Here is a 21,562-nt window from a genome sequence, read left to right as displayed (position 1 = left end):
AAGCATAAATGCTTGCCTGTTTTAAGGGGCTATCCATAAGCTTGGCTTAGATTACTGCTTAAGCCTTGGTTGTAGTTTTAAGTATTCGTTTTAGCTTGCAGCAGCGCGGTTAACTTATCTATCTTATCGTGCAGCTGCTGAATATCTTCCGCGGTTGCCGCTGTTTTTGACTCAACGTTTTTATCATCGTTGGCTTCTTGCTCTTCACGCATTATTTTGGTTTCTTCGCCCATCACATCTAGCACTGCGCCCACCATCATGTTTAAAAACACAAAAGTCGTTAAGAAAATAAACGTCAAGTAATACAGCCAACTTAGTGGATACACTGCCATGGTTTCGTACATGATCGAGGTCCATGACTCGAACGTAGAAATACGGAACAATGTCAGCATCGCAATAGACACATCGCCCCATAAAAAGTCATTCACATGGGCAAAAAACATGCTACCAATCGCGCCATAAATATAGAAGATTACAAACATTAATAATGCAATATAACCCATGCGTGGAATGGCTTTAAGCAGCGCATTAATCAACATTCTCAGCTCTGGCACCATAGACACCAGTCGTAACACCCTGAAAATACGTAATAGTCGCGCCAGTAATATGGTGGAGCCACCCAATGGTACTAAACTGCCAATCACAATAATGGTGTCGAAGATATTCCAGCCCTTGGAGAAGAAGGACTTAATACCATCACTGGCCATGTAGCGAATAATGAGCTCAAACAAAAAGAACACTGTAATGGCAATATCCAACACATATAAGCTGTTTTCAAGCCAAGTAGGCAAATGATAGGTGTGAGCACCAATAGATAATGCCGACACAATAATCACAAAAATAACAAATCCCTGGAAGGTTTTGCTTTGGTCAATTTTTTTTAGTACTGAGAGCATACCTGTTGCTTGCATAATGAATGGTTTTCTCCAAATGAGGCGCACTTTTGAGGACAGCAGAGCCTACTGAACCATGCTTAAATTAGAATTAAAAGCTTCAGCTATCACTAATGTTACAGTTAATAAAATACTTAGGTTGGCAACTAGCCTTGATAAATCTCTAGCGGTAAATCATCAGGATCGCTAAAGAAAGTGAACTTCTTGCCAGTGTATTCATCGATTCGAATAGGCTCGACATCGACATTGTGTGAGGTTAAATGCGCCACGACCGCATCAATATCGGTGACCTTAAAGGCTAAATGACGCAGTCCTTGAGCCTCAGGATAACTGGGGCGTATAGGCGAGTTTGGAATAGAAAACAGCTCAATCTGACTGCCATCTGCCAGCTGTAAATCAAGCTTGTAAGATTGGCGATCTTCACGGTAGTTTTCTGCCAACACCTTAAAGCCTAAAACCTCAGTGTAGAAGTGTTTTGAGCGCGGATAATCTTCACAAATGATCGCCACATGATGAATACCTTTAAACATAGCCTTTCCTATTCGGTTAGTGATATTAGCAACTGCTGTAAGTCAGCTTAACGGCCTTTTTTAGACTGCGCTAAGGCTTTTTGGCGGGCTTGTTGCTTAAGGGATCCCTTTTTCGTTTTACGGGTCACGGGGGCAACTTGGGTTAAATCGGGCTCAAACCCTTGCAGCCATTGCTGTGGTAAACGTCTATCTAAAAAGGCTTCCAGTTTTATTAATTGCGGCTCATCATCAACACTTAACAAAGTAATGGCTTGGCCTGCTTTGCCAGCGCGGCCTGTACGACCAATGCGGTGAATGTAGTCTTCGTTTTGAAACGGCAGCTCAATGTTCACCACATAGTTTAGCTCATTAATATCTAGCCCTCTGGCAGCAACATCGGTGGCCACCAGCGCTTTAATGTCACCCGACTTAAATTGGGCTAACACACTTTCACGCACCGCCTGTGACAGGTCGGCATGAAACGCCGCGGCATTAACCCCCGCTTGTTTCATTTGCGCAGCTGCTTTATCCGCCCCTTGCTTGGTGCGGCTAAAGATTAACGCTTGTTGCCAACTTTCTTTGTTAATCAAGTGACACAATGCGGGCATTTTTTTATTGGCATCAAGGTTATACACCCGCTCAACAATTTTGGCCGCTGTCGTATTGCGCTCGCTGGTTTCAATCACTTGAGGCGATTGCAGCAGTCGCTTACTGAACTTAAAAATTCGCTCATCTAACGTTGCTGAAAACAATAAGGTTTGGCGCTCTTTTGGCAGGCGCTTTAATACCTCGATAATTTCATCTCTAAAGCCCATGTCTAACATGCGGTCGGCTTCATCAAATACCAACTGGCTGATGTTTGATAATGTCATCACTCGATTACGTAAGTGATCTAATAACCTGCCCGGCGTAGCAACAATAATATCTGCCCCCGCTTTAATGGCATCAGCCTGCGCTTTAATACTCACGCCGCCATACACCATTAGCGAGCTAATTTGAGTGTGCTCGGCATAGGTTTGAATGCTTTGGTTTACTTGTTGGGCCAACTCACGTGTTGGCACCAATATTAACGCGCGAGTGCGTTCTTGATGCTCACAAGGCGATGTATTAACGAGTTTTTGTATTATCGGCAATGCAAAGGCTGCGGTTTTACCCGTACCCGTTTGCGCCCCAGCTAATACGTCTTTTCCGGCAAGCACCACTGGAATTGCTTGTTGCTGGATCGGTGTAGGTTGCTCGTAACCTAAACGGGCTAAATGCTCAACTAACTCAGCTTGCAGCGATAACGAAGAAAAAGACATAAACACTCCTAAAAACAGATACCCCAAAGTTTACCATGCTGGTTATTTTCTCAATAGGAAGAGTTTTGTCATTACCATCAGCTTGATGATGTCATTTGTAGGCTATTAATTAGTGCATACAACTGCCAAGACACAAAAGCGAAACATTTCGTTCACAAAAGCATCAACTTTGCGTAAGACCTTGTTCATATAACCGCTCTATGCTTTTCAAGTTTCCAAGGGTTGAGCCACGAATTGCAGCCTACCCCACCCAACTCGTCAATAGGATAGACAACATAATGAATAAGACCTGGAAAGCATCATATGGTGTGCTTGCTTTAGTCATTTCAAGTGCCCTAAATGCTGAAGTGCTACCGACATACCAAACTGAAAATGCTTGGTTTACTGATGCACAAAGCGCAATCGATGCAAAACTGAATACCAATAATCAATTCAAAGCTAAAAACGTGATCATTTTTGTTGGTGATGGCATGGGCGTTTCTACCCTAACGGCATCACGCATTCTTCAAGGACAATTGGCAGGAAACCCTGGTGAAGAAGGCTACTTAAGCTTTGAAACATTCCCGCACACTGCTTTAGTCAAAACCTACAACGTTGATGCGCAAACCCCAGATTCTGCAGGCACCATGACAGCAATGATGTCGGGTCTTAAAAGTGATGCTGGTGTATTAGGTGTTGATGAAGACATCGTGCGCGGCGACTGCTCAACCGTTGCTGGTAACGAAGTAGTCACAGCGCTTGAGCTTGCTGAAATTAAAGGTTTAGCAACGGGTATTGTCTCAACTGCGCGCATTACCCACGCTACACCCGCTGCAACTTATGCAAAATCTGCCGACCGCAACTGGGAAGATATCTCTGACATGCCAGAAGATGCGGTAACTGGCGGCTGTAAAGATATTGCCGATCAACTAGTGAATTTTGAAGCCAATGTCGAAGCCCGTTTTAAAGGTGTTGATATTGATGGTATCGACGTGGTTATGGGCGGCGGTCGTCGTCATTTTTTACCAAAAGATGCCAGCTTTAACAGCGCAGATGCCGTGAGTGAGATTGAAGGCGATCGCACAGATTCACGAGATTTAACCGCTGAGTGGCAAGCAAAATACAGCGAAGGTGTTTATGTAATGGATCAAGCAGGATTTGATGCCATTGATACCGAAAACACCAAGCAGCTGATGGGGTTATTTAACGAATCTCATATGCAGTATGAAGCTGACCGTGACAATGATGTTGCAGGTGAGCCATCAATTGCACAAATGACCAGTAAAGCTATCGATATCCTAGATAATAACGATAACGGTTTCTTCTTAATGGTGGAATCAGGCCGTATTGACCACGGTCATCACGCAGGTAGCGCTTATAACGCGTTAACCGATGTCATTGCATTGTCTGATGCCGTTAAAGAAGCGGTCGCAAAAACTGACCCAAGCGAAACACTGATTCTGGTTACCGCTGACCACGGTCACGTGTTCACCATTGCCGGTTACCCAAAACGCGGCAACCCTATCTTAGGTAAAGTTGTTGGTATCGGTAGCACTGAACCTTCAACAGCATCTGATGGCCTACCTTACACCACTTTAGGTTACACCAACGGTAATGGCTTCCACGATTTAGGTGATGAAACCGATGCTGACGCAGGTTACGGCGAAGACGTTAACGCAGGTCGTCAAGACTTAACCAATATTGATACAACGACTTCTGGTTTCCACCAGGAAGCCTTAATTCCAATGAGCTCAGAAACCCACTCAGGTGAAGACATCACTTTGCATGCACAAGGTCCAGGCGCACAACTGGTACAAGGCGTTGTTGAGCAAAGCGTGGTATTTCACCTTATTGAGCAATCTCTCGACTTAATTCAGCAATAAGCAGGAATGAACATGAAAAACTTAAATCTATCCCTAGTCGCCCTTGCTGTAATGGGTCTATCTGCTTGTTCAGACGGTGATGATGGTTCAAACGGTGCCGATGGTTCGAACGGTTCAAATGGTTCAACGAGCCTTATCGTGCAAACAGCTTTAGCCATTGGCGATGCAAACTGTCCTAACAGCGGCGTGCAAATTGACTCAGGTATTGATACCGACAGCGATGGTGAATTGCAAAGCACTGAAGTCACAGCCACTGAATACGTCTGTGCTCCTGGTAATTCAACCGTTAGCACCAGCGACATATTAACCAGCGTTAACAACGATTGGTTTGTAGCAGGTCAGCAAGAAATCACCGCAGCACGCCAAAATTGGCTTGCTGCCACAACGCCAAGTATGGCTACAACGAGCAGCGCTAAAACATCAGTACCATCTGTTGCGGCAACTAATGCTAGCGCCTTAAACGAATTACGTGGCAGTGCTAAAAACGTGATTTTATTTGTCGGTGACGGCATGGGCATTTCAACGGTGACAGCAGCGCGTATTTTAGAAGGCCAAATGCAAGGTAAAAACGGTGAAGAGCATAACCTTTCATTCGATACCTTCCCATTTGCAGGCTTAGCTAAAACCTACAACGTTGATGCACAAACCCCTGACTCAGCAGGCACTATGACTGCGATGATGAGCGGCGTAAAATCTGACGCAGGTGTCTTAGGTGTTGATGAACATGTTGAGCGCGGCGACTGTAGCACTGTTGCGGGCACTGAGTTAATTACCGCATTAGAACTGGCTGAAATCGCGGGTAAATCTACAGGTGTTATCTCAACGGCGCGTATTACTCATGCAACGCCAGCGGCAACCTACGCAAAGTCTGCTGATCGCAACTGGGAAGATATTTCCGACATGCCAGAAGATGCGGTATCCGGTGGCTGTAAAGATATTGCTGACCAATTAGTCAACTTCGAAGCCAACCTAGAAGCACGTATTAGCGGTATTGATGTTGATGGTATCGACGTGGTAATGGGCGGCGGTCGTCGTCACTTTTTACCTAAAGATGCTGCTTATAACTCAGCAGATGCCGTCAGTTCAATTGAAGGTGACCGCACCGATGGTCGTGACTTAACCGCAGAATGGCAAGCCACTTATGCAGACGGTGTTTATGTGATGGATCAAGCAGGTTTTGATGCCATTGATGCAGCTAGCACGACTCGCGTAATGGGCTTATTTAACGAGTCTCATATGCAGTATGAAGCTGACCGCACTAATGATGTTGCGGGCGAGCCATCGGTTGCAGAAATGACCGCTAAAGCCATTGATATCCTTGATAACAATGATGAAGGTTTCTTCTTAACCGTTGAGTCTGGTCGTATCGACCACGGCCATCACGCAGGCAGTGCATACAACGCCCTAACGGACACAATTGCATTTTCTGATGCGATTGCCAAAGCCGTTGAAATGACCGATATGTCAGATACGTTAATCATTGTCACCGCCGATCATGGCCACGTATTTACCATTGCTGGTTACCCTAAACGCGGTAATCCAATCTTAGGTAAAGTGGTTGGCATTGGTAGCGAAGAACCATCAACTGCGGCAGATGGCATGCCATACACCACACTGGGTTACACCAATGGTCGCGGCTATAAAAACCTCGGCACTGAAACCGATGCCGATGCTGGATACGGTGAAGATATTACTGCAGGTCGTTTTGACCTAACCGATATCGACACTGCTTCAACAGGTTTTCACCAGGAGTCTTTAGTGCCGACTAGCTCTGAAACCCATGCGGGTGAAGATGTCGGTATTTATGCTTACGGCCCAGGGGCAATGTTAGTTAACGGCACCAATGAACAGAGTGTGATTTATCACATCATGGACTTTGCCGCCGACTTAACCAACAAAGCGAACGCAGCAATAGCGAACTAAACCGTTCGCTTACAAGCGAACGAGTCTAAAAGCCAAGGCTGCAACCTAATTGCAGCCTTGGTTTAATTGATTATTTTAGCCTTAACCTTTTTATATCGACATGCATCACTATCAGCAATGTCATAGGAGTTCCCGTGAAGTTACCTCTGCCTTTATCAATCATGTTTTCAAGTCTGCTTATCACTTTATCCGCTGCAAGTTACGCCCAATGCGACTTATCCTCGTCAAGCTTACAGGCAAGTTATCAACTCACCTCCACTGATAGTCCAGTCAGCCAACACCAGAATAAAAGCAGCCTTAATTTATGGCGCCAAGGCAATACCGTGGCGCATCAATACCCGCAAACTGATATCACTGAATCATGGTTTTTGCTCAATAATAAGCAAATCAAACCCACCCGTTTTTTTGATGGCTATCAACGCGGTATTGAATACCAACCAGGCGAAATGGTTCACGGCAAGTCTGAACACGACTGGTCATATCGCTATCAATTTATCTCTGACAAGCTTATTTCACAGTTAACACTTAGCACCGAAACAGGCAAAGGCTGTGAGCGTCAGCAAGTGCTCACTCAAACCTCTGCAAACAGTAAAATTGAGCTAGTTTGGTTACCTGAACTACAACTTATCAGCCGCTTTAGTTGGACAAAAGGCCAAGGACAACATCAAACACATGAGCAATGGCAACTCACTGAACTCAGCCATGATGCAGATAAAGTCGCTGCTTTTTTCAAACAGCTTAATCATTACAAAATGACCGATTACGCCGATATTGGTGATGACCATAGCGATGAGTTTTTAACGAACATGGTAACTTTGGGGTTTGTTGAGCACGGCGCATCTGGGTTTTATGACACCGAAGGCAAAGCGCTTGCAGGTAATGGGCATGCTCATTAAGCATTGAGCATTGAGGGCAGTAGAAGTAATCCAATAAAAATGCCGACTTTCTGATTAAGCTACACAGTATTGGTTACTGTGTGCCTAGGGTCTGTTGATCTTTCACGGTTGTTTTTGCAGCGAATTGTTGGCCATTTATACAAGGCAGAGGCTTTGCAGTGTAGTTATTCTACATAATGAGCCGATAACGAAGTAAAAATGGCCAACAAACGCTGTCCGAAGGATTCGGCTAAAAACGAATTACGCTTTGTTGAGTGAATTTTTTGCAAACAAAGAGCGCTTAGATTGCTAGGCTGCACTCCACTCGCCGCGCTTAATTCGTTTTTATCTCGAACAAAATGCCACCAGCAAAGATCAACAGACCCTAGAGAATACTCGGCAACTTTCAGTTTATTCGCATTTGAACGAATTTATAACTTAATTTTAGCTGTTAAAAATAGCCGTTAAAATTAAACGTTAAAAATAGCCGTTAAAATTAAAAGCTACGCTCTGTGGTTTCACCATTAATCACAATAACCTCTTGCTCATCGGCATGGAGGAAAAAAGCCGGATCATCTTCTGGGGTATTTGGCAATTCAGGGTCATCATTTTGCGCAACGCAGGTATAACCTAAGCTGTAGTTATTGGCGACCACAAAACCAAACTCGTAGTCATAACTTACAACATCATCGTTTGCATCCAAAACAGGATTAACTCTGGCTGCTGCAATAGGCGCCACCATGATGAACTGACTTTCGCTATCACGAAAATCATCCATATTTTCAAGGGCTGTGGCTTCAGGGTATAAATACACTGCGGAGCTAAACTCTGAGCCCCCAGCTGCCATTTCACATTGCTCAATCACCTCAGTAGAGACACTACCATTAATGGCGCCAACTTCTGCACTATTTACCAATTGCACTGATGTTGGCTTTAAGGTCCAGTAGTCTTTATTACCTTTTGGCCCTTGTAAGCCTTTTTGTAAATTAAACTCAGCCACAAAACTATTGTTACCCGCTGCTATGGTGAATGCTTTATTAAAGAACAAGCGACCAGTATTGTCATCTTCAGCGCCAACCCCGCCACAACTGCCATTGCTGTTAGTGGTTAACCCTGCAATGGTTTCGTCCATCGTTTGTACATAGGAGCTTTCTTCATTGACCACTTCACTGTTTTCCATGTAAATACACATTTGGTATTCACCAACAACCACATCTTGGCCGCTCACTAAGGTTTCAACCTCTGAGCCTTGAAATTCTAATAAATCGACTTGCTTTAATTCGCCGTCTTCTGACACGTCAAATGAGATACTGCCAGCATCATTTTTTAACACCACTTGCTTAAACGCTATGGTGACTTTTTTTGCATCAGCAGGATTATCTGACACCCCTAAATTAAAGGTTCCGGTTTCAATGACCGGAGTAGAGTTATCACTATCACTTCCGCCACAGGCCGTTAATAATCCAGCCGTTGCGATAAGAAATGCTATTTTTGAAAGTTTCATTGGTTATCGACCTTTATCATTACAACCTAAGGTTGAAGTGTAGCATAGCAAGTCACAGCACAGCTCGACGAAAGCACAGTCGTATCAATACCTACGCCCAAATAACACTTAGGTCATGACAATGTTAATGTCCTGCCGTGCTTGGTCCATAACCACCAAACTTGGTAGCAAAATAGCCAATAATCCAACCCGCGATTAATCCATCGGCAACAAACCAAAATGGCGATTGCAATGCACCGCCCAGACCGAATATGGCGAAGTGGTTCATAGTAAATCCGCAAGCAAGAGTGATATCGACTTCAGTTTATTCCTTACAAGCTCATCTGGCATGATGATAATGTGTCTAACCGCCTAACTTTATTTTAAACCGTGGATATTACCTAAATATTCATTTTCAATATTTGTAGATAACTCCCATACACTTGCTTATGAAGATTGAAATAAAACCAGTGCATTATTGGTTTCAAATGACTACCTTTAATAAGTACAAACATAAACGATGTTTGCCATCGATTGGAGACCGAAATGGATAAAGCACTGCAAACCATGATTGCTAATATGCCAGAAAAAACAGGCAAGTCATTACCAGAGTGGCTCGATATACTTGCAAAGCAGAACATTGAAAAGCATGGAATGGCAGTAAAATATTTGAAAGCTGAACATGATGTTAGCCATGGGTTTGCCAATACCATCGTCACCTTATCAAAACAAAAAGACGAATCAGCTGATGAGTTAGTCACTCAACAATATCAAGGCAAAGAAGCCCTGACGCCAATCTATGATGTGCTTATTGCTATTGTGAGCGGCTTTGGCCAAGACGTAGTGATAACCCCTAAAAAAGCGACAGTGAGTATCATTAGGAAAAAACAATTTGCCCTGATTAAACCTGCGACCAAAACCCGTATCGACCTAGGGTTAAAAATCAAAGACACACAACCTCAAGGTTGCCTTGAAGATTCTGGGCCTTTTGGTGCAATGTGTAGCCATCGCATACAATTAAAAGATATTGCGGATGTGAATGATGAAGTAAAGCAATGGTTGCTTTTAGCATACGATCAATCTGTTTAATAGCAGTGATACAGGTTAGCTGCTTAAACTGAATTCATGAGTTAAGAATTTCAGTTAGGCAGCCAAACCAACCCATTAAGCTCGATAAAAGCCTTTCATTACCTTCCCGCCGTACTTGGACCATAACCACCAAACTTGGTAGCAAAATAGCCAATAATCCAACCCGCGATTAATCCATCAGCAACAAACCAAAACGGTGATTGTAATGCACCGCCAAGACCAAATATAGCCACAATTAAGGCTTGAATTTGATCATAGGCCACAAAGGTAAACACCAGATTCATCCAGCCGCCCATTATGGTTGCGGTTAGCCACCAAGGCATGGCTATTTTTAACACCGGATGATAATCAAATACCCCAGCAAGCCCAATAATGGCGCCAAAAGTGATATACCACAGCAGTAATCCCCACAAAAACAATAAACTGGTTTCTGGGGCAAGCCATGGCACTATCCAAAAGCACAATACCCCAAAGGCTAAACCAATAAGCTTGCCAACGGCGGTGCGGGTGACTAAAGAAGGGTTAGAAATCATAATGACCTCCATACTATTTGAATGAGTCAGGTAAATCACCTGACTGATTTAGCCACGGCGATTAAGGGCTGCTATTAGCGGTTCACAACAGCGTTTATTCACCGCCAAGGTTGTTGTAAAGACCTCCATATTAGCCCTATCTGTTAACCCTCAATGTGATCTTGGATAATCAATGCTTGGATTAATACTTAATTATTAGCCAAGGCGAAACAGCAATAAGGCTCGCTCATTGTCAGTGCTTTTATTAGTTTGACCATCATCAAGCTGAGCATCATGAATAAAGCCATTGCTGATAAGCACTTTAATAGAACCCAAATTATCTTGGGTCACTTCGGCAAATATTGGCCTTTGAGTTTGCTCCGCTAAAAAGACTCTTAAGGCATTAGTACCGATGCCCTGACCCCAATAGTCTCTCCCAAGCCAATATCCCAATAGCCATTGCTGCTCACTTTGCCATAAAACCACACTGCCAACGATATCGTTATCAACAATTATCGCTTTGGCTGTTATATCAGCATGACTCAAAATATTGCTCTGCCAATGTTCAAAAAAGGCATTACGGTCTCTCGCCGGAAAATCGGCCATCTCATTAGCCTGTGGATCGGCTTGAAACTGATATAAATGTTCTAAATCGGTGGCTAATACATTCCTAAGCTGTAAGTGCATGCTTCCCTCTCATCTTTCATTCCATTAATTGCATTTCGACGCGCTCTTTTATCAGTATGCTTATGCAAAATTGCCAAAAATTGATAAACTGTCTGGCTTAAACCTAACCTTTCTTCAGATTAATCTCTACTCACAGGAAAACCATAGTGACCGATTCATCAATGCGCCTTAATAAATACATCAGTGAAAGTGGCATATGTTCAAGACGTGATGCCGACCGTTTTATTGAGCAAGGCAACGTGTTTATTAACGGTAAGCGTGCACAGGTCGGCGACCAAGTTAGCTTTGGTGATAAAGTAAAAGTAAACGGTCAAGATATTGAGCCAAGAGATGCTGAAGATTTAGTCTTTATCGCCCTTAATAAACCCGTGGGCATTGTCAGTACCACCGAAGGCACCGAACGCGATAACATCGTCGATTTCGTCAATCACTCAACCCGCATATTCCCTATTGGTCGTTTAGATAAAGACTCCCAAGGTTTAATCTTTTTAACCAATAATGGTGACTTAGTTAATAAAATCCTCCGCGCGGGTAATAACCACGATAAAGAATACGTGGTCACGGTGAATAAACCCATTACCGATAGCTTTATCAAAGGCATGGGCGCTGGGGTACCGATATTAGGGGTAGTCACGAAAAAGTGTAAGGTTGAACAAGTATCACCGTACGCTTTTAAAATCGTATTAGTTCAAGGTCTTAATCGCCAAATTCGTAGAATGTGTGAACATTTTGGCTTTGAAGTCACCAAGCTTGAACGCCAACAAATCATGAACGTCAGCCTCAAAGGTCTGCCAATCGGTGAATGGCGTGATTTAGATAAGCAAGAGCTAGATGTATTGTTTGAGATGATTAAAGACTCATCATCAGAAGACAAAAAAGCCCCAAAGAAAAAGTCTCAGCCTAAAGTTAAAACCGTAGCTCGTGAAAAAATTGAAGGCCCAGAGCACTTTATGCAGCACAACCGCAGCACCAAGCATAAAGGCCAAGCAAAAGGTGGCGGTAAAGGCCAAACTAAAGGTCAAGCTAAGGGAGCAGGTAAAGGCGGCAAAGGTAAGCCAAGCGGCGGTCGTAAGCCAAATCGCGCGCGTTAATTAAGCCGAGTTGAAATTGCGTCATTCGCCTTACTCGTTTTAACTCTCGCACTAGAAATAAAAAGCGCCAATATAAGAATATTGGCGCTTTTTATTGTTTGCAGCTCAGCTGCAAGCTAACCGTAGCAATACATTCGCTGGTAGATATAGCAACTCTGAAACAAGCCTAGAGATGGTTGTACTAGCGCAATAATAAAACAAAAAATACCAATAACTATGAAACACCCAAGGTAATTTAATCAGGTTGCTGCAAAATTTAATGGTAAATGACTAAAAGTCACTTAATTTAAACCCACACTCATCAAAGTAAAATCCTTCCTAACCGATAATTTATTTTTCTAGCTTAGATGCTCTCTAACGCTAATAAAGCAGCCCCTATCGAACGAGAACAAACTCATACCACATCCTAAAGTATGTGTAGATAAGCCAAGCACACCCTTTGTGATAATTGTCAAAAATAATAATAACCGCCATGATCGCAGCGCGAGTTTATTTAAGCTCGCAATAAAGTGAAAATCATCAAGCTATCACTACAGATAGTTAATACATGGATATGGAGTTTTTAAATGGATTTAAATCGTAATTGGTGCAAAACAATTATTGCGTCTGCACTTACAATAGCTTTAACGGGTTGTGGTTCTTCTGATTCAGATGAAGCAACACAGAAGAATGTTGCACCTTCTATTTCATCAAGTGCGCTAATCACTGCGACAGAAGATACTGAATATCGTTACCAAGTTACTGTAACAGATCCTGATGATGCTAATAACGGCACTGATTTAGGCTTTTCATTAACCAACCCTCCAGAAGGTATGAATGTCTCTGACACAGGACTTATTACTTGGACTCCGACTGAAGGCATATTAACCTCCGGGCTAATGTCTGTAATTGTGACTGATGGTGGCGAGGATAATGCTGTAGCTTCAGGGCAAAGTTTTGAAATTATTGTCACACCAGTTAATGATGCTCCTACAGTTACATCTGTGGACGAGCAAACAGTCATTGCCGGCTCAGCATTCTCTTATCAACTTATTGTCACTGACGTTGATGATGTCGATATTGAGAATGACATTAGCTTTGAAATGATTACCGGTCCAGCTGAATTATCGATTTCTGCATCAGGCTTAATCAGCTACGACTCTACTGTCACCGAAACCACCAAAACTGATATTTCGATACAAATTGCTGACGGCGGTGAAGATAGCGCTGCGCCAGCTATCGTTAACTTTACACTTGAAGAGCAGTTTTTTATCACTTTAAATGGTATGACAATTAACTATTTCAACGGTGAAGCTATTTCAAATAGCCAAATTGCTGTTTCAAATGGTAATGAAATCATCCAAAGTATCGAGTCTAATGAATCTGGCGCTTTCTCTGCGAGCGTACAAGATACTCAGCTAACTGAACGAATGACCTTTACCGCTGATGCGACAGGTTATTCAGAGGCGGCGTTGAGCATTTCAAATAATGAAGTTGCTCAAGTTCATAATTTATTACTGCAGCCTGTACACACAACCGTTAACTTTGACGTCACGCAAGCAACTGAATTAACTGTTGAAGGTAGTTTATTAGTAAGTTTGCCTGAAAACAGCTTAGTGGATGCCGATGGAAACCTAGCGGCAACTGCGGTTGTTGCAGAGCTTACCGTCATCAACCCCGCCATTGATATTGAAATGATGCCTGGCGATATGTTAACAACCACAGAAACGGGTGAAATTGCACCAATTGAATCATTTGGTGCAATTACTGTTAGCTTCGAAGATGAATCAGGTAATCCATTACAGTTGGCTGAGGGAAAAACCGCTGAAATTCAGATCCCTGTTGTAGGATTTAATCCTCCAGCGACTATCCCGCTTTACTATTTTGATGAAGTATCAGGCTTATGGATTGAAGAAGGTGAAGCTACGCTCATCACCGACAATGGTGCACAATACTACGCTGGAAATGTTAGCCACTTTACCACCTGGAATGCCGATAGAATCTATGAAACCGTCATGATAAATGGTTGTGTTGAAGATGCCGAAGGAAATCGATTAGCTGGTGCCAGAGTTATATCTGATGGTCGTGATTATTTAGGTCGTTCACTGACTTATTCTGAAGATGACGGAACATTTAGCCTACCGGTTAGAATGAATTCAACTATCCTACTTGGCGCTACCATTGGGTTTCAAAGTCGCACTTCAATTATCGACTCTACCGATTCGGATTTAACATTAGCTTCATGTCTAGTGTTATCAGAGGCGTTAACTAAAATAACCTTAAACTGGGGCGAGGCGCCACGGGATTTAGATTCTCACCTTTATATAACTGATGTCGATGGCAATCAAAATCATGTCTATTTCTACAATCCGAGCGTAGTAATCGAAGAAACTATCATCGACTTAGACGTTGATGATGTAACTAGTTTTGGCCCTGAAGTTATCTCTATTCCAGAATTCCCTGTAGAAGGCACCTACGATTATTATGTGTACAATTTTTCTGGTAGCCCTGAAATCGATCCTGCCAGCACTCGAGTAGAAGTTATCTTTGAGAATGAGCAACATTTATTCACACCGCCAACTGAAAATATTACCCGATGGTGGCATGTAGCCAGTATTGAAAAAATGACTGATGGTGAACTGGTACTGACGGCGCATAACGAATGGGTTGATTCACCTTCTATTGAAATTCCAGAAGAAGTTGAAGCAGCAGCTCAGAGCTCAGCACTGCGTACCAACTCACTTATGCCAATGAAGAAGTTTAACTCTATTGTTAAAGGCTTAATTAACAGCAAGTACTACGCTGAAGAAAATCAATAATTCTATTAGCGTTTAAAATAAAAGGCATTGAGTATTCACTCAATGCCTTTTTTATTCGGTATCACTAGGTTTTTGCAATGTGCTTCTAAATTGCTAAGTTAATTTAAGTAATACCAACATCTGGCCTGTCAATAATGATGACTATTGGATTTTTAATTAACATCTTTCTCTGTAAAACGTTAGCTGATAAACACGCTTAAAACACATCAAAAAGGATGGGGTAAAGCCTAAATACACCCCTTTGGATAATTGTAAAAAAAATAATAACCGCCATGATCTCAATGCGAGTTAATCTAGCAGGTTGCACTCGCAATCAGATTGAACAAACACCTGCAATGATTACAACAAGCGATCACTACAAGCTATCAAAAAAGATAGTCACAAATGGATATGGAGTTTTTAAATGGATTTTAATCGTCATTGGCGCAAAACAATTGTTGCGTCAGCACTTACATTAATTTTAACTGGTTGTGGTGGTTCTTCAGACAGCGATAAGAGCGAAGAAATTACACCTCCGGAAACCACAACCCCTCCAGCTACCACTACACCACCTGAGACGACAACACCGCCAGCAGCGACAGAATACGATCACCAAGTATCTGGATTAGCGGTTTATCAAGGAGCGCTTGTTGGTGCTAATGTTTGTGTTGATTTAAATCAAAACTTAAGTTGCGATAGCGGCGAACCTACCTCGACAACAGACACTGATGGTAACTACCAAATAGATTGGACCAGCGAAGTTGAAACACCAAATTACTACTTACTCGCTAACTGGACCGCCGCATCTTCAGCAACAGCTTTAGCTAACGTTGATCCATTAGCGATAACAGAGCAGCAACCACCTCTAGCAATAAACACTGTGGTTAATTCACAAGGTGAAGGACAACTGCTCGCGACTTCAGAGCATAATGGAGCGATAAACAGTGCCACTCATACCGAGTTAACTCGAATTTTAGCAATGATTAAAGCACAGTTATCCCAACAAGAAGTGAGTACGTTAACACGAGAATTAAAAAGCTTACTTGCCACCTTGTACCAACAAGATGTAGACACTGTTTTTAATATTGATGCTGCAACTTCAATATCCGAACGCATCTTAGTAGTTGAAGCATTTTTACCCTACATTGAGCGATTAATTTCAGGCCAAGTGACAGATATTCTCGTAAATGAAAAAGTCTTAGCTAATACGATTGAAGCAGTCACAACACTATGGAGAAATAGTAACTTATCTTTAGATGAATTTATTAGCCTTGATTCTGACGCCGCACGTACAAATATTAATAACTCACTAATTGCATTAGGCTATGTTGAAGCCCCTATTGATAGTAGCTTGTTATCTCAAGCTGATTGGGCTGTTATTTTTAACAACATTATTAATGAGTCAGGATTTGTTAATACCTTTGTCGTCACTCCCGTAATCAATGATGATTTCGTATTTACTCTACTTCACGAAGATACCCATAAAAATCTAATTGGGGTCTATGGCAATGGCGTTCTTTTTCGATTTAATCCTGATACCGATGAAGATGGTCAAGCAACAGAATGCTGGAACTCAACAACTCAAACTTGGTTATCAGCAAGTGAAGTACCGGACAACTACACCCCTCCAGAACCCTATGTTGAAGGTAATAATTACCACACCTACTACGAAGGCACTGAAGTAGCTTTAACAATTAACTTTGAAAAACTCTTAACTGAAGACACCAAGTGGCAAACCCTATTAGCTGCGAGCCCTAGTTTATTAAACTTAGATGATGTTGAATGGCCAAGTGCAGTTTATAAAATGCAGATGTCGCTGCAAGCTGATGTCATGTGCCGAAATCAAGATGGCGGTGAATCTTATGAGTTACCTGAAAGCTCATCTCCACAACAACTCACAACTACAAACATAGCCGAAACCTTCTTTGAAAGTGATTATCCAGATTACACCCTCATAGATGAAGATGAGCAGACTATTGCTATTCATGATGGTGCAGGAAATATTAGCGAAGAGTACCAATGGACTAAATCAGAAGCACCAAACGGCGCCGATTTAATATCACTTGAGCAAAAAACGGTGGTCTCAGAACAAGAAATGTACACATTTACTAGCCACTACTTGCTAGACAGCAACACATTGAATGAAGTTGAAATCATGTCAGCCACTCCTGAGAATGTGACTGATTCAGGACTATCAATCACATTTGAAAACAGTAGTAGTTTCACAGATCGACTGCTGCAACATTTAACTGACCTATAAAATAATATGTGACATAAAAAAACCAGCATTTCTGCTTAATGCCGATCAGTTAAGGCCAATATGATCGGTTGACCGATCTTTAAAAGGCTTCAAAATCCAGTACAGACTCTTGTTTGTACTGGATTTTTTATGGAACTTTCTGAAGCTTTAGCGCGTACCTCTATCAACCGACTTACCGAGTTCGACAGTCTTGGTGAACTTCTCTGCCCAGAGCTTATTCAACATAGTCTACAATCCAATGGTGTAGCCACGCTTCGTAAGCGAAAATTACCTATGGAATCTATGATTTGGGCTGTTATCGGCATGGCCTTATTTCGGGGTGAGTCCGTTAGGCAACTGATTAATAAATTGGATATTATCCTCCCAAATGAAGTCGATTATGTTGCTCGAAGCGCTGTCACTCAGGCAAGAAAAAAATTAGGAAGTGACGTTGTAGAAGATATTTTTAGACAGACTCAGCAGCAGTGGAACATGCAGGCTGAACACCCACAATGGTGCGGCCTTAATCTTTATGGGGTTGACGGTGTCGTCTGGAGAACCCCCGATACTCCTGAAAACGATAGTGCATTTTCTCGCACGAGTAATCAATCGAATAATGCTTCCTATCCCCAAGTTCGCATGGTGTGTCTAATGGAGTTAAGTAGCCATCTGTTAGTTGACTCCTCTTTTGCGAGTGTGGCTGAAAATGAAATGACATTAGCGGCTAATCTCATCAACAACACGCCGGATAACAGTTTAACCCTGTTCGACCGGGGCTTTTACTCGTTGGGGTTATTACATGACTGGTCACAAGCGGGAAGTAATAGGCACTGGTTAATGCCATTGAAAAAGAATACACAATATGAAGTGATACGTTCTTTAGGGCGACAGGACAAGCTTATTAGGCTAACAACCACGCCTCAATCGAGAAAGAAAAGGCCTGATTTACCTGAGTTTATGGAAGCCCGTTTACTGACTAAAACAGTGAAGGAAAAAACGCTGCAAATCATCACTTCACTCACCGAGCCAATGCGTTATCCATCAGGTGAAATTGTTGATTTATATGCTCATCGATGGGAGATAGAGCTGGGGTACAGAGAGATGAAGCAGTACATGCTTGAAACTCGGTTTACACTCAGAAGTCAGCTTCCGGAATTAATTAGGCAGGAGTTGTGGGGAGTCCTTCTTGCGTATAACTTACTGAGATATAAGATGGTATTGATGGCGCACTCATTAAAAAGAGTCTTCCCTAACCAATTGAGTTTTAGAGAAGCGTCATCGCATATTATTTTTAAACTATCCCAGCTTCCTAGTATGTCTCCAGGCAATATCCCTAAGGTAATCTTTGATATAGAAAAGAATGCAAAACAGTTTGTTTTAGAAGGAAAAAGGGAGCGTAGTTACCCTAGAGTGCTGAAGTGTTCGAAGGACCGATACCCCATAAAAAAGAAAGCCGTTCACGTTAAGTGAACGGCATTAAGCATTTCTGCTGGTTTTTTTTATTGAAAAAGAAAAAAAGCATTAAGCGGTTTTCACTTTCCAGTTAACCGTTTCGCCGGCAAAGAATGGCACGATTGGATTCTGATTTGGCAAGATAATTTGCTCAGGAACAACCCACTGTTCTTTCACTAATGTCACTGTACCAGTATTGCGCGGCAAGCCATAAAAGTCGGCACCATGTAAGCTGGCAAAACCTTCTAACTTATCTAACGCACCTAAGTCATCAAACACTTGGGCATAAAGCTCTAGTGCAGACCATGCGCTGTAACAACCCGCACAACCGCAAGCTGACTCTTTACGGTGCTTTTCATGGGGCGCAGAATCTGTGCCTAAAAAGAACTTACTTGAACCCGTTGCAACAGCCGCTTGCAATGCTTGCTGATGAATATTGCGCTTAAGTACTGGTAAGCAGAAGTTATGTGGGCGTACGCCGCCAACTAATAAGTCATTACGGTTTAGCAATAAATGCTGCGGGGTAATGGTTGCGGCAATATTGTTTGGGGCGCTCGCGACAAACTCAGCCGCATCTTTAGTGGTAATATGCTCAAACACCACTTTAAGATTTGGCATGGCTTCAACAATGCGCGCCATATAGCGATCGATAAAGATTTTTTCGCGATCAAAAATATCAATGTGCGATTCAGTCACTTCACCATGAACTAGCAATAACATGCCTTGTTCGGCCATCACTTCAAAGATAGGAAATAATGCATCTAATGCTTTTACTGCAGCATCAGAATTAGTGGTTGCGCCAGCTGGATATAATTTTGCTGCCACAACGCCCGCCGCTTTGGCATCAATAATGTCTTGAGCGCTGGTGTTATTGGTTAAAAACAAAGTCATTAACGGCTCAAAACTGCTACCAGCAGGACGCGCCGCTAAAATGCGCTCACGGTAAGCTGACACCATAGCTGCATCGGTAACAGGCGGTACTAGGTTAGGCATCACAATCGCACGTTGGAATAAACGCGCAGTGGCAGGTACGGTTTCAGCTAGCATATCTCCATCACGGAAATGTAAGTGCCAATCGTCCGGCGTAGTAATTGTCAGTTGCGTCATTGTGAGCCCTTAATATCAATAGCAATAATTTGGCGCTATTGTGCCTGAAAAGGGCTTTTTTTGATAGGTGCTAAACTTAAACGCTGACTTTGCTACAGCAAAAAATATAGCGGCAATTACAATGATAAATTGCCGCGCAAAACGGGGAAATAGCCCCAACAAGCAGCACATCCAACTGAGGTTAAGCTGTCGTTTCAACTCAAGTGCATTAGCAAGTATGATAACCACTCAGCATTAGTCGCCACGGCATAATCAATAAAAAACTAACAAGGACATGTTTGTGATCAAATCCATTCCCCTATTCTTAGGGCAGCAGCTAAAACACACTACGGCCATATCATCAGCGATGCTGGTATCCCTTAGCGTAAATGCGCTGCCGATAGAAAAGATTAAGCTACCACCCAATTTTACTATCGAGGTGTATGCCGATAATGTCGAAAACGCCCGTCAAATGGCGTTAGGCGATAACGGCACCTTGTTTGTCGGTAGCCGCCGCGCGGGCAACCTCTATGCGCTAATTGATAGCAATAATGACATGAAAGCTGACAAACAAATTGTATTAGCCAAGGACTTATTTATGCCATCAGGCATCGCTTTTCATGATGGCAGTTTGTATGTGGCTGAAGTGGATAAAATCTGGCGCTATAGTGATATCGAAAAACACTTACCTAATGTGCCAAAACCTGAGCTGGTTTACGATAAGTTGCCCAATAAAGCGCATCACGGCTGGAAGTTCATCAAATTTGGCCCAGATGGCAAATTATATATCCCAGTGGGTGCGCCCTGTAATGTCTGCGAAAGCGAACTGCCTTTTGCATCGATTTTAAAGCTCGATATAGAGACTAAACAAACCACTATCGTCGCCAAAGGTGTGCGTAACAGTGTCGGTTTTGACTTTCACCCTGAAACCGGTGAGTTATGGTTTACCGATAATGGCCGCGACATGATGGGCGATGATTTACCTGATGACGAGCTTAATCATGTCACCCAAGTTGGCCAACACTTTGGTTTCCCTTATGTGCATAACGCTGACATTAAAGACCCAGAGTTTTATGATGCGGCTAAAGCCAAACTTAATACGCCACCAGCACTAAATCTCGGCGCCCATGTGGCAGCGTTAGGCATGGAGTTTTACCAAGGCGAGCAGTTTCCTGCTGAATATAAAGGCCGCATTTTCATTGCTCAGCATGGTTCATGGAATCGTAGCAGCAAGGTCGGCTATCGTATAATGCAAGTAACGTTAGACGGTAATAAAGTAAGTGATTACCAACCATTTGCCACAGGCTGGCTGCAAGGTGAACAAAGTTGGGGCAGACCCGTAGCGGTGCTCACCATGGCAGATGGTTCGCTGCTGGTTTCTGATGATGCAGGGAATGCGGTTTATCGGATTAGTTATTCTGAAAACTAATCTGGTTCATTTTTTTTCCAAACTTCGTTTGGATTAACGTCGTGGGTAACTTTATTGATTTCGATTAAATCGAGTAACGGCATTTTCAAACTTCGTTAGGATTAACGTCGTGGGTTGTCCACCCACACCCGAGCAAAAGGGAGTGGACGGCAACTCCCTCTTGCATCACCCTCGCCGCTCCGGCGAAATTTAAACAGCAAAATTTCCAACGGAGTCTGATCCAGCTTTTGACGTCATTTGTAGCCTGCCTCGGTCTTTGTCGAAAATGCTAACGCTTCCGATGGGCCATCCATGGCCCCCGAAAGCTAACCTGACATCCATGTCAGGCTCACGCTATTTTCTCGGCGACCTCTA

At 42.8% G+C, this 21,562-nt stretch carries 17 protein-coding genes; 9 read left to right on the top strand and 8 right to left on the bottom strand.

What is annotated here, in order from left to right:
* Positions 1–77 precede the first annotated feature (77 nt).
* From AB4160_RS01690 to AB4160_RS01680, 3 genes are all read right to left on the bottom strand, one after another.
* Positions 78–896, bottom strand: a complete 819-nt coding sequence (locus AB4160_RS01690) for an ion transporter (protein ID WP_198589978.1) — start codon at positions 894–896, stop codon at positions 78–80.
* A 143-nt stretch (positions 897–1,039) separates the two neighbouring features.
* Positions 1,040–1,423, bottom strand: a complete 384-nt coding sequence (locus tag AB4160_RS01685; RefSeq protein ID WP_102475934.1) for a VOC family protein — start codon at positions 1,421–1,423, stop codon at positions 1,040–1,042.
* Positions 1,424–1,470: 47 nt separating this feature from the next.
* Positions 1,471–2,703: a DEAD/DEAH box helicase gene (locus AB4160_RS01680; RefSeq protein WP_372003397.1), complete on the bottom strand. Its 1,233-nt coding sequence runs from the start codon at positions 2,701–2,703 to the stop codon at positions 1,471–1,473.
* Between the two features lie 278 nt (positions 2,704–2,981).
* On the opposite strand from AB4160_RS01680, the gene AB4160_RS01675 reads away from it, so the two are divergent.
* The 3 genes from AB4160_RS01675 to AB4160_RS01665 all read left to right on the top strand — a co-directional run bounded on the left by AB4160_RS01675 (position 2,982) and on the right by AB4160_RS01665 (position 7,384).
* Entirely contained in the window at positions 2,982–4,565 is a 1,584-nt protein-coding gene (locus AB4160_RS01675) for an alkaline phosphatase (protein WP_372003394.1), read from the top strand.
* A gap of 12 nt (positions 4,566–4,577) precedes the next feature.
* A complete protein-coding gene (locus AB4160_RS01670; RefSeq protein WP_102475932.1) occupies positions 4,578–6,488 on the top strand; it encodes an alkaline phosphatase in 1,911 nt (636 codons plus the stop codon).
* A 134-nt stretch (positions 6,489–6,622) separates the two neighbouring features.
* Positions 6,623–7,384 carry a hypothetical protein gene (locus AB4160_RS01665; protein ID WP_241903586.1) on the top strand — a complete coding sequence of 254 codons (762 nt, stop codon included), beginning with the start codon at positions 6,623–6,625 and terminating at the stop codon, positions 7,382–7,384.
* A gap of 475 nt (positions 7,385–7,859) precedes the next feature.
* On the opposite strand, the gene AB4160_RS01660 is transcribed toward AB4160_RS01665, so the two are convergent.
* Entirely contained in the window at positions 7,860–8,867 is a 1,008-nt protein-coding gene (locus AB4160_RS01660) for a DUF4382 domain-containing protein (RefSeq protein ID WP_372003391.1), read from the bottom strand.
* Positions 8,868–8,991: 124 nt separating this feature from the next.
* Positions 8,992–9,135 (bottom strand): hypothetical protein, encoded by a 144-nt coding sequence (locus tag AB4160_RS01655; RefSeq protein WP_157936457.1) that lies wholly within the window; start codon positions 9,133–9,135, stop codon positions 8,992–8,994.
* Between the two features lie 257 nt (positions 9,136–9,392).
* Between AB4160_RS01655 and AB4160_RS01650 the strand changes: the two genes are divergently transcribed.
* Positions 9,393–9,935: a DUF4287 domain-containing protein gene (locus tag AB4160_RS01650; RefSeq protein ID WP_102440257.1), complete on the top strand. Its 543-nt coding sequence runs from the start codon at positions 9,393–9,395 to the stop codon at positions 9,933–9,935.
* Between the two features lie 98 nt (positions 9,936–10,033).
* On the opposite strand, the gene AB4160_RS01645 is transcribed toward AB4160_RS01650, so the two are convergent.
* Together AB4160_RS01645 and AB4160_RS01640 are read right to left on the bottom strand one after the other, a co-directional pair.
* On the bottom strand, positions 10,034–10,468 hold the full coding sequence (locus tag AB4160_RS01645; protein WP_372003388.1) for a hypothetical protein: 435 nt from the start codon (positions 10,466–10,468) through the stop codon (positions 10,034–10,036).
* 195 nt (positions 10,469–10,663) lie between these two features.
* Complete coding sequence (locus AB4160_RS01640) at positions 10,664–11,134, bottom strand: GNAT family N-acetyltransferase (RefSeq protein WP_102475929.1); 471 nt, start codon at positions 11,132–11,134, stop codon at positions 10,664–10,666.
* Between the two features lie 146 nt (positions 11,135–11,280).
* Between AB4160_RS01640 and rluF the strand changes: the two genes are divergently transcribed.
* From rluF to AB4160_RS01620, 4 genes are all read left to right on the top strand, one after another.
* Complete coding sequence (gene rluF, locus AB4160_RS01635) at positions 11,281–12,225, top strand: 23S rRNA pseudouridine(2604) synthase RluF (protein WP_303413376.1); 945 nt, start codon at positions 11,281–11,283, stop codon at positions 12,223–12,225.
* A gap of 566 nt (positions 12,226–12,791) precedes the next feature.
* Complete coding sequence (locus tag AB4160_RS01630) at positions 12,792–15,023, top strand: putative Ig domain-containing protein (RefSeq protein ID WP_303413374.1); 2,232 nt, start codon at positions 12,792–12,794, stop codon at positions 15,021–15,023.
* A gap of 403 nt (positions 15,024–15,426) precedes the next feature.
* The gene (locus AB4160_RS01625; RefSeq protein ID WP_303501820.1) at positions 15,427–17,262 is read left to right on the top strand and encodes a hypothetical protein; all 1,836 of its coding nucleotides are present in this window, start codon (positions 15,427–15,429) and stop codon (positions 17,260–17,262) included.
* Positions 17,263–17,391: 129 nt separating this feature from the next.
* Positions 17,392–18,711 (top strand): IS4 family transposase, encoded by a 1,320-nt coding sequence (locus AB4160_RS01620; protein ID WP_372003385.1) that lies wholly within the window; start codon positions 17,392–17,394, stop codon positions 18,709–18,711.
* Between the two features lie 51 nt (positions 18,712–18,762).
* On the opposite strand, the gene pyrC is transcribed toward AB4160_RS01620, so the two are convergent.
* Positions 18,763–19,800, bottom strand: a complete 1,038-nt coding sequence (pyrC, locus tag AB4160_RS01615; protein WP_102440253.1) for a dihydroorotase — start codon at positions 19,798–19,800, stop codon at positions 18,763–18,765.
* 346 nt (positions 19,801–20,146) lie between these two features.
* Between pyrC and AB4160_RS01610 the strand changes: the two genes are divergently transcribed.
* Complete coding sequence (locus AB4160_RS01610; RefSeq protein ID WP_372003469.1) at positions 20,147–21,208, top strand: sorbosone dehydrogenase family protein; 1,062 nt, start codon at positions 20,147–20,149, stop codon at positions 21,206–21,208.
* The last annotated feature ends 354 nt before the right edge of the window (positions 21,209–21,562 follow it).

This window comes from Shewanella sp. 10N.286.51.B8, from assembly GCF_041469325.1.
In the GTDB taxonomy this organism is placed as follows: domain Bacteria; phylum Pseudomonadota; class Gammaproteobacteria; order Enterobacterales; family Shewanellaceae; genus Shewanella.
The sequence above is the reverse complement of the archived record's forward strand: the minus strand, read 5'-3'. Positions and strand labels throughout refer to the sequence as shown.

What these genes read in the sequence shown, in the direction of transcription:
- AB4160_RS01690 (WP_198589978.1), bottom strand. Translation starts at nt 896, where the DNA reads ATGCTCTCAGTACTAAAAAAAATTGACCAAAGCAAAACCTTCCAGGGA.
- AB4160_RS01655 (WP_157936457.1), bottom strand. Translation starts at nt 9,135, where the DNA reads ATGAACCACTTCGCCATATTCGGTCTGGGCGGTGCATTGCAATCGCCA.
- AB4160_RS01610 (WP_372003469.1), top strand. Translation starts at nt 20,147, where the DNA reads ATGCTGGTATCCCTTAGCGTAAATGCGCTGCCGATAGAAAAGATTAAG.
- AB4160_RS01620 (WP_372003385.1), top strand. Translation starts at nt 17,392, where the DNA reads ATGGAACTTTCTGAAGCTTTAGCGCGTACCTCTATCAACCGACTTACC.
- AB4160_RS01675 (WP_372003394.1), top strand. Translation starts at nt 2,982, where the DNA reads ATGAATAAGACCTGGAAAGCATCATATGGTGTGCTTGCTTTAGTCATT.
- AB4160_RS01680 (WP_372003397.1), bottom strand. Translation starts at nt 2,703, where the DNA reads ATGTCTTTTTCTTCGTTATCGCTGCAAGCTGAGTTAGTTGAGCATTTA.
- AB4160_RS01625 (WP_303501820.1), top strand. Translation starts at nt 15,427, where the DNA reads ATGGATTTTAATCGTCATTGGCGCAAAACAATTGTTGCGTCAGCACTT.
- AB4160_RS01685 (WP_102475934.1), bottom strand. Translation starts at nt 1,423, where the DNA reads ATGTTTAAAGGTATTCATCATGTGGCGATCATTTGTGAAGATTATCCG.
- AB4160_RS01660 (WP_372003391.1), bottom strand. Translation starts at nt 8,867, where the DNA reads ATGAAACTTTCAAAAATAGCATTTCTTATCGCAACGGCTGGATTATTA.
- AB4160_RS01645 (WP_372003388.1), bottom strand. Translation starts at nt 10,468, where the DNA reads ATGATTTCTAACCCTTCTTTAGTCACCCGCACCGCCGTTGGCAAGCTT.
- AB4160_RS01650 (WP_102440257.1), top strand. Translation starts at nt 9,393, where the DNA reads ATGGATAAAGCACTGCAAACCATGATTGCTAATATGCCAGAAAAAACA.
- AB4160_RS01630 (WP_303413374.1), top strand. Translation starts at nt 12,792, where the DNA reads ATGGATTTAAATCGTAATTGGTGCAAAACAATTATTGCGTCTGCACTT.
- pyrC (WP_102440253.1), bottom strand. Translation starts at nt 19,800, where the DNA reads ATGACGCAACTGACAATTACTACGCCGGACGATTGGCACTTACATTTC.
- AB4160_RS01670 (WP_102475932.1), top strand. Translation starts at nt 4,578, where the DNA reads ATGAAAAACTTAAATCTATCCCTAGTCGCCCTTGCTGTAATGGGTCTA.
- AB4160_RS01640 (WP_102475929.1), bottom strand. Translation starts at nt 11,134, where the DNA reads ATGCACTTACAGCTTAGGAATGTATTAGCCACCGATTTAGAACATTTA.